The 12,508-nt window shown below is 56.1% G+C and carries 14 protein-coding genes; 2 read left to right on the top strand and 12 right to left on the bottom strand.

From position 1 onward, the window contains the following. Positions 1-94: 94 nt before the first annotated feature. The 5 genes from Q7T10_RS01945 to Q7T10_RS01925 all read right to left on the bottom strand — a co-directional run bounded on the left by Q7T10_RS01945 (position 95) and on the right by Q7T10_RS01925 (position 6,896). Positions 95-1,528, bottom strand: coding sequence for an aldehyde dehydrogenase family protein (locus Q7T10_RS01945; protein WP_304745331.1), 1,434 nt, complete (start codon positions 1,526-1,528; stop codon positions 95-97). A gap of 45 nt (positions 1,529-1,573) precedes the next feature. Then, complete coding sequence (locus Q7T10_RS01940) at positions 1,574-2,149, bottom strand: hypothetical protein (protein ID WP_304745329.1); 576 nt, start codon at positions 2,147-2,149, stop codon at positions 1,574-1,576. A 188-nt stretch (positions 2,150-2,337) separates the two neighbouring features. After that, the gene (locus tag Q7T10_RS01935) at positions 2,338-3,174 is read right to left on the bottom strand and encodes a metal-dependent hydrolase (protein ID WP_304745327.1); all 837 of its coding nucleotides are present in this window, start codon (positions 3,172-3,174) and stop codon (positions 2,338-2,340) included. Positions 3,175-3,424: 250 nt separating this feature from the next. Then, on the bottom strand, positions 3,425-5,899 hold the full coding sequence (locus Q7T10_RS01930; protein ID WP_304745325.1) for a sodium-translocating pyrophosphatase: 2,475 nt from the start codon (positions 5,897-5,899) through the stop codon (positions 3,425-3,427). A 235-nt stretch (positions 5,900-6,134) separates the two neighbouring features. After that, positions 6,135-6,896, bottom strand: a complete 762-nt coding sequence (locus tag Q7T10_RS01925) for a recombinase family protein (RefSeq protein WP_304745323.1) — start codon at positions 6,894-6,896, stop codon at positions 6,135-6,137. A gap of 338 nt (positions 6,897-7,234) precedes the next feature. Here Q7T10_RS01925 and Q7T10_RS01920 point away from each other — a divergent pair, with 338 nt between their 5' ends. Continuing rightward, on the top strand, positions 7,235-7,714 hold the full coding sequence (locus Q7T10_RS01920) for a hypothetical protein (RefSeq protein WP_304745321.1): 480 nt from the start codon (positions 7,235-7,237) through the stop codon (positions 7,712-7,714). A 257-nt stretch (positions 7,715-7,971) separates the two neighbouring features. Here Q7T10_RS01920 and Q7T10_RS01915 read toward each other — a convergent pair whose 3' ends face one another. Genes Q7T10_RS01915 through Q7T10_RS01905 form a run of 3 tightly spaced genes read right to left on the bottom strand, consistent with a single transcriptional unit; the run spans position 7,972 to position 10,667 of the window. Next, positions 7,972-9,030, bottom strand: coding sequence for a zonular occludens toxin domain-containing protein (locus tag Q7T10_RS01915; RefSeq protein ID WP_304745319.1), 1,059 nt, complete (start codon positions 9,028-9,030; stop codon positions 7,972-7,974). Then, positions 9,030-9,314 (bottom strand): DUF2523 family protein, encoded by a 285-nt coding sequence (locus Q7T10_RS01910; protein ID WP_304745317.1) that lies wholly within the window; start codon positions 9,312-9,314, stop codon positions 9,030-9,032. The genes Q7T10_RS01915 and Q7T10_RS01910 overlap by 1 nt, the downstream gene beginning before the upstream one ends. Before the next feature lie 3 nt (positions 9,315-9,317). Next, positions 9,318-10,667, bottom strand: a complete 1,350-nt coding sequence (locus tag Q7T10_RS01905) for a virulence factor TspB C-terminal domain-related protein (RefSeq protein ID WP_304745315.1) — start codon at positions 10,665-10,667, stop codon at positions 9,318-9,320. A gap of 457 nt (positions 10,668-11,124) precedes the next feature. Between Q7T10_RS01905 and Q7T10_RS01900 the strand changes: the two genes are divergently transcribed. After that, positions 11,125-11,355 (top strand): hypothetical protein, encoded by a 231-nt coding sequence (locus Q7T10_RS01900; protein WP_304745313.1) that lies wholly within the window; start codon positions 11,125-11,127, stop codon positions 11,353-11,355. Here Q7T10_RS01900 and Q7T10_RS01895 read toward each other — a convergent pair. The 4 genes from Q7T10_RS01895 to Q7T10_RS01880 all read right to left on the bottom strand — a co-directional run bounded on the left by Q7T10_RS01895 (position 11,352) and on the right by Q7T10_RS01880 (position 12,488). After that, the gene (locus tag Q7T10_RS01895) at positions 11,352-11,564 is read right to left on the bottom strand and encodes a major capsid protein (protein ID WP_304745311.1); all 213 of its coding nucleotides are present in this window, start codon (positions 11,562-11,564) and stop codon (positions 11,352-11,354) included. The two genes, Q7T10_RS01900 and Q7T10_RS01895, sit on opposite strands and share 4 nt — an antisense overlap. Positions 11,565-11,650: 86 nt before the next feature. Then, positions 11,651-11,803, bottom strand: coding sequence for a hypothetical protein (locus Q7T10_RS01890; RefSeq protein WP_304745309.1), 153 nt, complete (start codon positions 11,801-11,803; stop codon positions 11,651-11,653). A 106-nt stretch (positions 11,804-11,909) separates the two neighbouring features. After that, on the bottom strand, positions 11,910-12,152 hold the full coding sequence (locus Q7T10_RS01885) for a hypothetical protein (RefSeq protein ID WP_304745307.1): 243 nt from the start codon (positions 12,150-12,152) through the stop codon (positions 11,910-11,912). Positions 12,153-12,158: 6 nt separating this feature from the next. Beyond that, complete coding sequence (locus tag Q7T10_RS01880; RefSeq protein ID WP_304745305.1) at positions 12,159-12,488, bottom strand: hypothetical protein; 330 nt, start codon at positions 12,486-12,488, stop codon at positions 12,159-12,161. Positions 12,489-12,508: the final 20 nt, after the last annotated feature.

The following is a 12,508-nucleotide window of genomic DNA, read 5'->3' as shown; positions in this document are numbered from 1 at the left end:
TATTCCCCTCGGTTTGCAGACTTTATCAAGTTTAGCCGGGCTGGTTTGAGCGGACTGTGCGAAAAGTGGCGGAAGTCGCGAGTTTTTGCGACGGTTATCCGTGCTTGATCGCCACCGTCTTGAGCGTGGTAAAGCCATGGAGTGCCTCAAACCCTTTTTCGCGACCGTGGCCACTGGATTTCACGCCGCCAAAAGGGAGTTCCACGCCGCCACCGGCGCCGTAGTTATTGATGAAAACCTGACCGCTTCGGACGCGCCTGGCCATGCGAAATTGACGTGCCCCCTCAGCCGTCCAGACGCCGGCCACCAGACCAAAGGGTGTCGCGTTCGCCAACTCTACGGCATGGTCTTCGTCGCGAAACGACATGGCGACGAGGACTGGGCCAAACACTTCTTCCTGGGCCAGGCGGTGCATGGCTGGTACGTCGCGCAGCAGGGTGGGGGCCTGGTAGAAGCCGGTCTGTGGTGCTTCATCGACGACTTTGCCTTGGGCCACCATCTCAATATTGGCGACTTGGGCGTCGCTCAAAAAATCCCAGACACGCTGTTGCTGGCTCTGGCGAATCAATGGCCCCAGATCCAGGTCCAACGTAGCCGGGCCAACGCGCAGCTTTTCAAATTCATGTCCCAAACGCTCCAGCAGGGACTCGTAGATGACGTGATCAACCAGCAAACGCGAACCCGCTGAACAGGTTTGTCCTGCGTTTTGCACGATGCCGTTGATGATTGCGGGAACAGCTGCGTCAAGATCGGCATCGGCAAAGACGATCTGCGGGCTTTTCCCACCCAACTCCAGCGTGACCGGGCAATGGCGCTGTGCTGCGACCTGGCTGATGAGGGTACCGACCGAAGGGCTGCCTGTGAAGCTGATGTGGTCAATGCCCGGATGGCGTGCCAACGCGTCGCCCACTTCATGGCCATAGCCGGTCACGATGTTGATGGCGCCGGCCGGGAAACCCACTTCCGCCGCCAGTTGCGCCACACGCAGGAGTGACAGGCAGGCATCTTCTGCAGGTTTGATGACACATACATTGCCTGCAGCCAGAGCACCGCCTACGCTTCTGCCAAATATTTGCATCGGATAGTTCCACGGGATGATGTGACCCGTGACGCCATGTGGCTCGCGCCAGGTGAGCACGCTGTAGCCATCCTGATAGGGAATGGTTTCACCATGCAGCTTGTCACAGGCACCGGCGTAAAACTCAAAGTAACGGGCGAGCGCGGCCGCATCGGCGAGTGCCTGACGGGTGGGCTTGCCACAGTCGCGCTGTTCGATCAACGCGAGCTCTTCGGCATGTTCCGTGACCTTAAGTGACAGCCGCATGAGCAGGCGACCACGCTCGGCGGGACTGAACTTGCGCCAGACGGCCTCCAGACTCTGTCGCGCGGCGCGCACCGCGAAGTCAATGTCTGATGCGTTGCTGCGTTGGATTTCGTCGAAAGGCTGGCCATCCGACGGGTCCAGCATGGCAATGGTTCGACCAGACGATGACGGCAGTGACGCGTTGGCGATGTAGTTGAGTTGCATGAGCCTGATTCTCGACCATAAACGGTGCGCCTTCCCCCATCCGGTTTACTGGCTTGTTATGATGGCCGGACCCATTTCTTGCAGGGGGCCCAATGGGTTAGTGTTGACCTCGATCTCGTTGACGCGGGGCTGTCCGCTCCATGCGCGATAGACCACTAAATCGTTCACCAGCAAAACCAAGGCGTTGAAGCGCCATCCGGTAGTTTCGGTCCGGCGCGAAAAATTGGTGAAGTCGGCCAGCAGATTGCCGGTTCGCGCTTTCAGGATGCGCGAAGCAGAAATCTCCCAGCCTCGACAGGCATCGCGCGCTTCCAGACAGGCCAACACGCCCGGATCGAGATCTTCCCGTTTGAGCAGGGCGCTTGGAACAAATCGCCGCACGATGTCCGACTGCGTCAGGATGACTGTATTGGGCTGCTGTACCGGGTCAATCCCCAGTTTGGTCAGCGTAGCCACATCACTTTTCATGGGAACCAGTGCCTCGATGGCGTCGCGCGCCTCCTCGAAGGTTTTAAACGGCGATGACTCACTGCTTGCGCGCGGCAGCATGGATGAACAGCCGGCTACCAGCAATGCCAGTGACAACATGCACCCGCTATGAATGAGCTTACGTAGATTCAAGGTTGTACCTGCCTGTTTGAGTTGATCAAGTGAAGCGGACTGGAAGTCCTCGGCTCTCATACGCCACCAGCTTCATTATTGACCATGACTGCCATTCACCAATTGACTTTCATCAAGAAATCCTGTGTGCCCGAGGCTTGGTGGCGCATCTCCCGTTGCCCTGTTACTGCTGGCGCGGCGTCCCGATCTCAGGCCGCAACTGGCGTTTGGGTCCCCACGATCGAATACGCCTCGGTATGGCTTTGCAGCCAGTCGCGGGACAACTCGCTGGCCAACTGGTTGGGATGAAAGTCGGGTTGTTTGTAGGCGCGCCATGGCTTGTACGTCAGACGAATCATTCCACGCTGGCCGAACAGAAAGCTCGCGGCACTCTTCCAGGTGCGCCACTTCCAGAGTGTGCCGTCCCGATACAGGTTGTTGACGGTCTGGCGTAGCAGGTCTGATAGAAAGATGAACGTAATGCGTTTGAACCACTTGATGCGTGACTCGTCCGTGCCCCCCAACGCGCGATACAGATCAAACGCGGTGGATTTGTGCTCTGCTTCTTCGGCGCTGTGCCACAGCCACATGGTTTTCAGCCGCGTCTCCGTACCGTCAAACAGGTCCGGGTTGCTCAAGATCCAGTCGGCAAACACAGCAGTGAAATGCTCGGTGGCAGCGGTAATGGCCAGCCAGTGGCGCGGGTGAAAGCCATTGAGCAGCTTGAGCCGTTCCCGAGCCCGTGGCTCCCAGTCGTTGACCAAGCCATGCTTCTCGATTTGGACGTTGAACAAGCCATGAATGCGACGGTGGGTGGCTTCCTGCCCGATGAAACCCTGGGCTTCGATCCGGTACTTTTCCTGGTCGGCGGCAGAAAGAGTTTTGAGTCCAGTGCGCACCGAGTCGATGAAGAACTGTTCTCCGACCGGAAAACTCATGGACAGGGCATTGAACAGCGCGGTGCGAAAAGCGTCGCCACCAAACCAATGGCGCGCCACCGGAGAGTCAAGGTCAATCAAAAGGCGGCGTACAACGAGGTCAGTCATTTCGAGCTCCAGGGATCAGCGATGGTACTTGCGCGTACCGAAGATTTGCAGGGTGCATGTTCGCCATGGTACTGCCAAGGACTGGCTGCCGAAAGGGCCATGGCAGGCGCCGGGCCACAATAGCACTTCTTAAGATAAAAAACGGCGCTGGCCCTCATGAACAGGGCGTCTATAGCTATAAATAAGAGAGCAAAAAAAAGCCCGCCGAAGCGGGCTATCGGGCTGATCCGCAGGAATCAGCTGCCGTGGGTTACATCAGGGTCACTTCCACGCGTCGGGCTTCTGCAGCCGGGCCACCAGGCATGCTTTGCTCGGGTTTCTTGAGTTCGACCTTGTCTTCGGCGATGCCCGATGCCTTGAGCAGATCGCGCACGGCAAGGGCACGCTGCTTGGCCAATTCGGCATTTTTGGCTGGATCACCGCTGGCATCGTGGTAACCGCTGATCACGGCTTTCTTGCCATTCTTGACGGCCTTGATGATCTCGCTCAATGCCTCAGTGCCACCCGCAGCCACATCGGCTTTGCCGGAGGCAAAGTAGAACTTGACCACGCCGTTTTCAACTCTCACTGAAGCGCCATCGGCGACCGGCGCAGCCGCTGGCGTGGAAGCAGCCGGAGCCGTCACAGTAGTTGCTGCAGGCGCCTGCGCCACAGCTTGCCCGCCATGTATCTGCATCACCAGCGGCACGATCAGCAGGGCCACGATGTTGATGATCTTGATGAGCGGATTGATGGCCGGACCTGCCGTATCCTTGTACGGATCACCCACCGTGTCACCGGTCACAGCCGCCTTGTGGGTTTCAGAACCTTTGCCGCCGTGGTGGCCATCTTCAATGTATTTCTTAGCGTTATCCCATGCGCCGCCACCGGTACACATCGAGATCGCGACGAATAGGCCGGTCACGATGGTGCCCATCAACAAGCCCCCCAATGCGGCCGGGCCCAACAGCAGACCCACCAGAATCGGCACCACCACCGGCAGCAACGACGGGATCATCATTTCCTTGATGGCGGCGGTGGTCAGCATGTCCACTGCGCGGCCGTATTCAGGCTTGGCGGTGCCTTCCATGATGCCCTTGATCTCGCGGAACTGGCGGCGTACTTCAACCACCACGGCACCGGCCGCGCGGCCAACGGCTTCCATCGCCATGGCGCCGAACAGGTAAGGGATCATGCCGCCGATGAACAGGCCGATGATCACCATCGGGTCGCTCAGGTCAAAACTGATGGCTTTTCCGTACCCTTCCAGTTTGTGGGTGTAGTCCGCAAACAGCACCAGTGCGGCCAGGCCGGCAGAGCCGATGGCATAACCTTTGGTCACGGCCTTGGTCGTGTTGCCCACCGCATCCAGCGGGTCGGTCACATCGCGCACGCTTTTGGGCATCTCTGCCATTTCGGCAATGCCGCCGGCGTTGTCGGTGATGGGGCCGTACGCGTCCAGCGCCACCACAATGCCGGCCATGCTCAGCATGGAGGTGGCGGCAATGGCGATACCGTAAAGACCCGCCAGTGCATAAGCCGTGTAGATGGCCGCGCACACAAAGATCACGGGCCAGGCGGTCGAGCGCATCGACACACCCAGGCCGGCAATGATGTTGGTGCCGTGGCCGGTGGTGGAGGCTTGTGCGATGTGCTTGACGGGCGCGTACTGTGTGCCGGTGTAGTACTCGGTGATCCAGACCAGAGCGGCGGTCAGCACTAGACCAACGGCACAGGCACCGAACAGGGCCATCTGGCTGCCGCTTGCCTTGATCGCGTTGTCGGGGATCAGCCACTGCGTCACGAAGAAGAAGGCAACCAGTGACAGCACGCCTGCCACTGCCAGACCCTTGTACAGGGCCGGCATGACATTCTTCATTCCCGGCGAAGCCTTGACGAAGAAGCAGCCGATGATCGAGGCCACGATGGACACGGCGCCCAGCGCCAGCGGATAGACCACCGCGCTGGTGCCGGCACCGGTGACCAGCAGGGCACCGAGCACCATGGTGGCGATCAGCGTCACGGCATAAGTCTCAAACAGGTCAGCGGCCATGCCGGCACAGTCCCCGACGTTGTCGCCCACGTTGTCGGCAATCACGGCCGGATTGCGCGGGTCGTCTTCGGGAATGCCCGCCTCGACCTTGCCCACCAGATCGGCGCCAACGTCAGCGCCTTTGGTGAAGATACCGCCGCCCAGACGGGCAAAAATGGAAATCAGGGAGGAGCCAAAGGCAAAGCCGATCAGGGGGTTGAGCAGTTTGGCCAGGTTCCGGTCGGGCGTCAGGTTGCCGTTGCCGACCAGGAACCAGTAGAAGCCCGTGACGCCCAGCAGTCCCAGCCCGACAACCAGCATGCCGGTGATGGCGCCGCCGCGAAAGGCCACGTCCAGCGCCGGGCCAATGCCCTTGGTGGCGGCCTGCGCGGTGCGCACATTGGCGCGCACCGAGACATTCATGCCGATGAAGCCGCAAGCGCCGGACAGGACCGCTCCGATGACGAAGCCGACGGCGCTTAAAGAGTCAAGAAAGAAGTAGATAAGGATCGTCAGCACCACGCCCACGACGGCGATGGTCTTGTACTGTCGTGCCAGATAGGCGGCTGCCCCGGTCTGAATGGCGGCTGCAATTTCCTGCATTCGCGCGTTGCCAGCATCCTGGGAAAGAATCCAGCTGCGTGCCCAAAAGCCGTAAGCCACGGCAATGAACCCGCAAACAAGCGCCAAAATCAGCGCTGAGTTGCCTGTCATAAGAATCTCCTGTCGTTGTTTCGCTGAGTAGTGGTGCAACGCAAGCGGCACCACCGCTGCGTTGCTTCCTCGCCGCGAAACATCAACAGATCCTTGATGCAGACGATTGGCCAACCGGCGCACTTTACCGTGAAAATTACGGGTTTTCGGACTCCGCAAGTGGGGAGTAAGTAAAATCAGGGTTTATCCCGATGGGCCAAAAAACAACGAACAAAGGACCGCAGAGGTCCTTTTGTCATTGGTTCAACAATGGCCCGAGGACAGGCCTGTTTCCATAGACGCGTGGGTGATCTGGCCGGGTCATTCTGAAAATAGCCATCTTCACAACGTCATGACTGACGTTGAATTTCCGGGTGAGATCAGCCTTCGAAGTACCAGAAGCCCACAGCTCGAAAAGTTCAAATTCCTGATCCGGATTTAGTTTCTTTGGGCGACCAGGCCAGCGGCCCAACTTGATAGCCGCAACTTGCCCCGCAATCGAACGTTCCCGAATCAAACTGCGCTCAAATTCGGCAACACTTCCCAAGATATTTAGCATCAATTTTCCGGCAGGGCTTACCGTATCAATTGGTTCTGTAAGGCTTCGAAAGCCACATCCAGATTTTTCTATCTGCTCCAATATTGATAGCAAGTCTTTCAGACTCCGAGCCAGTCGGTCGAGCTTGTAGACAATCAAAAGATCATCTTTTTTGAGGGTTGCAAGAAGTTTTCTAAGCTCAATTCGTGCACCGATTGAACTTGTTTTTTCTTGATAGATTTTCTCGACGCCAGCCCGTTTTAAGGCGTCAATTTGAAGTGTCGTTTCTTGATCAGAAGTACTGACACGAGCATAGCCAAAAATCACGATTTCCCCTGAATGTCTATTGTTGCTATATTTTTTATAGCATTGTTTTTCTGTGATGAAAATTATAGGAAAAAGAGCGGTTTTTGAGTGAGTTTTAAAGGCAGGAAATGCAGGGCGTTTCCTTCGGACCGGGCTATATGGCCAAGCCACCATGAACGGGCTTTCATGGCCCTTCGGGTAACTATCCCTAACGCGTCGCACTCGACCGTGTTTGCCATTCTCTGTACGTTCCCTGATTTCTACGCCTTACGAGAGTCTGCCCCTGTTCGTCGTGGCCTGCGTGGGGTATTCATAAATCTGTATTGATGGCGCTTCGCGCTAGTCGATTTACAAACCTTCCCCACACATTCCCCGCCGCCCTGGTGCCGCCACTCTACAGGCGAAGAACTCAGGGAAACGGTGACACAGAGAGCCGACAAAACGGCCAGCGCAACTCCACCAGGAGAAGGCTCTGAATCTAGGGACCCGGTAACTTTTGAAGGCAGAAAACCATGATTGCAAAAAACTACATCAAGTACCCCGAAGCCCTGCGCTTTCAGTGCGAAATGTTTTCGAATGGCTACCACAATAGCCCGCGAATCATGCGCCTGGTGGAAGTCATTTTTTCATGGACGCCAACAATCCCGGCCTGGTTCACCAGCGCCAGGACCAAGGCAAAACAACTAGTAAAGGCTTGGAAAAAAATGCAATCTGAAATGTTCGACAAACGCGGCCAGGTCGTGACTCCAGAGGCTCCAATGGACCCTATCAAAGCCCTGATCTTGAGTGCAGAGCATTGCGGGGTATGCCTTCGAAACACCTCACCCGCAATCGGCCACAGTTGGACAAACAATAGCCAGGAATACCGAAGCTTTTGCAGCATGGCATGGGACGGAGCACCCAGTCACGCCAAATGGGGACGCTTGGAAGGCCACCGAGAATATTCGGCCTATTGGGGCGGCAGCGTATCCGAGGACCGCTACGCAAACTAAAACCTAATGCTTGAAGAAGCTAAGAATGAATACTGCCCCAACACAAATGGCCGCGAAGAGAAGAAACTGAAGAACAGGATGCCAGGAGCGGTCAGGTTTGACATAGTACGGATTGTGTCGAATATCCGAAGAATCTAACTTTGATGATTGAGCCTTTGGTTCTAAACCAGCACGCTCACGAAGTAAATCCCTATACCAGTCACGATCTTGCATTCCCATAGACACCCCCATGTTGCAAAGAAGTGTAATAGAAGGCATTAACGACGCCTGGACATGAAAGCCAGCGTATCCAGATCACCCACAAAACGCGCCGGGTCTGGAGGGTCTGCCAACACCGCCAGGTCAGCCTTTTGACCAGGCTCAGAATGACCCAGAATATGCGCCTCACAGAATCCCGGCTCAACATCCACCACCACCCCGGCCACATCCATGCAAGCACACGCTTTGCGGGTCTGAACACAACCCGACACCACCGGCAGCGCCTGGGCGACCACTTCACCAGGTATCACCGGAGCAGACGCACCAGGAAACGGACCAGGCGCGAAGCGAGGGACAATTTTCGAACCATCGGCAAGGGTAACGGTTTCCGTAATTTTCTCGCCATTAACAATTCTCGTTGTTGTCTTTTCATTCGGAGACTTGGCAACATCTGACACTTTGCCGAGAGCGCCGCTCATGCGCTCATAAGCCAACGGCCCGGCATATGCCAGGCCACCCAAGGCCAGCAGACCGAAATAGGCAATGGCCGGAATTCTGACCGTGGGCTTGGTATGCAACTGCGCCGACTTGTAAAGGCTGTAAGCCTTTTTCGGATGCATGAACACCTTAGACGCGACACAGGTCCGTGTGTTGCCGGGATTCTCGCAATGGTCCCACTCGTAACACATGGCGACGGTTTTCGTGATGCGCCGCAAGTGCAAATGTTGATTGACCAGGCGACGGATATTCGGGTCAATCAGCATTGGATGCTGCGTGACGAGGACAATATCGACGCCCAGGTGACGATGGGTTTCAAGGGCCATGATGCACTCAGGCACTTTAGAACCAAAGGCCCGCGCCCGCCAAACTTCCTGCACTTCGTCATACAGAATCACCGCGCCAGGCTTGGCCCATTCATGCCAGGTATTCAGCGCGTCCGCATCGATCTTGATGTGCTCGACAAGCAAATCCTTGATGTTCGAATACAGCACCCGATTAACAGCCGGCAATGACTGGTCAGATTGTTCGACCACCGAACCAGGCACAGGCCGGGCAAAATTCCACACCGCATAAAGCGATTTCCCCGCGCCTGGTGTTCCCGTGATTAGCGTCAACATTACTTGGTCACTCCGAGAATTTTGGTCGCGTTCGCAATCTGCCACATGGCAACCCGCGTAGTCACCGCCCCGAAAATAATCCCCAGGGCAACGCCCAGGCCCGCCAGGAGGCCCAATTGCAGCCCCGCCGCTGGCAATGCCATAGCCTGGGAGATAAACGAGCTTTTAAGCTGCCCCAGGACCGCCGTAACGCCCACGATGGAAACGACACTAAACCCCAAGGCAATCAAAATTCGCGCCACCAATGGGGCCATCATCAGCCCGAGCCATGTACCGATACCCATGATTTATTCCTGCTTGATTGGTGCAATGATGAAAAACGCCGTAAGGAACGCGAACAGAATCAGAATCGGGCGGACCCAGGTCGTGAGAAAGTTGCAATAAGGCGTGAAGGAAATAGACCCATCCGTCAAAGATGTATGAAAGGTAATGGGCGAAGGACAGGAACCCGCGCCGAGGCCTAAATCCTCCTCGACATACGTCACAACCTTTTCAATTTTCGGAACTTCGGTTTTATCCAGGTCCAGCTTGGAACAGCCAGCAGAATCCGGATTTTTCTCGCACTCGCTTTGCTTGTCCTGGTCAGTGGCAGGCGTCACCGTGGTGACCGAAGTACTCTTGACAGAGTTGTCCACGTTGTAGGTCGTGGTGTTCGTAACATTCGACGTGTTCGTGATCGTGTTGGTCGAGGGCGAAAAATTCATTGTGGTTTTCGTGACAGTGCGTGTCCCATCAGGATTCACCGTAGACGACTCAGGACCATCAATCGAAGCAGGCCCCGTTATCGTAGGCTGCGGCAAAGGAATCTCACCGCCACGGTCCAAAATCTCCTGCGTCACGCCAGCCGGAGGAGGCCGCGCAGACATATAGGGCGCAATGTCATCCATCGACGACGGCAGCCAGCTACCAGGCGTAGTCGCCCCCTTAGTCATCACACCGTAATAAGTGCAATAGCACTGCGGCGACGAATAGGTGAAATCAGTATCACTCGCCGACATGACCGTGAAATTAGACGGCGAGTGCGTCGAATTGAACCAAGCAACGAACGTAGTCGCCGCACCCAGCGCGCTCGTACCATCCGAACTATGGCCCGCGTGAGTCGCGGTGTACGTAGTAGTCGGGTCACTCTGACGCTCAAGCCCGGTCCCCGAAGGATTCACACGCCCCCCGGAATCCGTCAACCAATTGGCGATAAACGGAGCGGCGAACAACGCCACACCCAAAGGACCGCCAGCAATCGCCGCCACCGCATCAACGAGCGTAGTCGCTGGAACCTCATAACCCGCCTGAAACGGGTATTTTGTGCCAGCGAAAAACACATCGCCCCCGCCGTGATAGGTCGTCATTGTCGGACCACTGGCGGCAACCTTCGCACCGTAATTGCCAGCAGGAACCCAACCCGACATGTTCTCAGGCTGCTTAACGGCCCCGAGGAAAGAACCAGCCTGAGCAGAAGTAGAACCAGGGCTAACAGTCGCAACTTTGCCAGTGGTGGCAATGTTGAAATTCTTAAAACCCTGAAGATTCGACGCTGCGAACGCTACCGGAGCGCCAGCCAAAGCGACAGCAACAAGCCCGCCATTAACCAGAAATTTTGAATAAGTGAAAAATCGGAGTAAGACATTACAAACCCTCATGATTGCCCCAAAAAATTCGTTTCAGCCTGGACGCCACCGCGACAACCACCAAAAACCCCAAGAACAGAGCGAAATACTCCATTGAAAGCGACGTGCCCGCGTCAAAATTGCAATCAACGAAGCCAGGATAATCACCAACGCTATCACCCGACCAAACCCCGTTCTGATACGCCGACATCGAGTAACCCTCAGGGCCATACGGACCGACCACACCCCAGCAGTAATATTCAGTCGTCACAGAGGAAGAAGTGGCTACAGAGATATGCAAGTTTGAACAAAACACACTCTTAGCCAAATCAAGCGACGGGTAACAAACACCAGCCAGCAAGGAACCCATTTTTAATCCCGGTACGTGTAGGTTCGGCGACCCGAACTGTCATCGACCGCATCAAAGGACCGGCCACCATTTTTCGAGACTCGCTCACGATGAACATGCGAACCATCCTCGAAACGGTACGTGTTCCACCTGGTTGACGCGCCAGGTGCAGAAGTATTGACGCCGAACCGCGCCGCGATCAGGGACGCCGCCCACAATGCCAACCCCGCCAACAACAACGCCTGCCACATGGACAAAAGCGTAGTTGTCAGCGACGAAATCACCGCAGTCAACGCGGGAGACAGTGCCGCATTCGCAGCGACACTGAACCCCAAAGCCGCCAGTAAAACAAGCAGCTTGCGCATGATTTAGCGAACGCTGAAGCGCTTGTAAATCAGACGAGCCACCCAGATGGCAGCGCCAGCGGTGGTCAGGGCTGCGAACAGTGCCAGCAGATCAGTTTGGGCGGCAGTGATCGCAGTCGTGACAGCAGCGTCCAGGGCAGCATGAGCAGGCACAGCCACCATGGAACCAACACCAGCACCAACCACAGCCAAACGGGCAAAGAGAGCTTTTTTCATTTCAGTAACTTTCATCAAAACACCGGAAAATCCCGGTCCGAAATCCTCGACCTTTTGACCAGACTGAAGATTTCCGACTGCGCTTTTCAGGTCTCATAAACCGCAGAACTCTCACAGCCAGGACACTCCAACTCCGGCTCGAAATCCTCGTTTTCCCCACCCGCCACCGCATCAGGGTCCACCTTGAAAGACTGATAAGGGCCAGTCAAACCACAATCACCACATGAAAATTCAGCCATTTTTTTCTCCTAAAAAAAAGCAACCAACCAGGCGTTAAGCCGATGCGCAGACCACACCGCCAGCGGAAACCCAACAAGCAGCAAGCCAAACGTCATGACATTGAGACTAATCATCGAACTCCCCTTCTAAAACCGCGTAATCGTTGACAGTGCCCAGCCGGTCCAGGTCAATCAACACCGGCTCGTCGTCAGAATCACAGTTGTCCTGGACAAGTTGGTGCGCCGTCTCCACATCCGCAACAACCCCGCCGCCAGCCTCACGCAATGAAGCCACCCACACCGGGGACCCGTCATCAATGGACGGGCACAAAAAACGCCCGGTCGATTTCGATTGAATGAGGAGGCGCATGATTTTTTACGCCGCTTTTTTGCCAGCGTCAGGCACAACCATAGACAGCGGACGAATGGCAACCAGGGTCAACTTCACGCCGTCCTCTTTCGCCGCATCCATGTCAAAAGTGGCAGTGGCCTTGCAAGGCAGCGCCGCGCCCAGGTGCGCCCACTTATCGAACTCCTTCGCATCACCCAACTTGAAAGGGCGAGTGACACGACCCAGGGAACGACCCGCGCCGTTTTCTTTCAAATCCACCTCACAATGAAAGGTTGTAGAACTGAAAGGTTTGCCCTCGAAAGTGCCAACAGATTCCTTGATTGCGTGGACGACCACTTCGCTATTTACCTGCATGATTTTTCCTTTACCCCTAG

The sequence above is a fragment of the Rhodoferax sp. genome (assembly GCF_030646845.1).
Lineage (GTDB): Bacteria > Pseudomonadota > Gammaproteobacteria > Burkholderiales > Burkholderiaceae_C > Rhodoferax.
The sequence above is the reverse complement of the archived record's forward strand: the minus strand, read 5'-3'. Positions and strand labels throughout refer to the sequence as shown.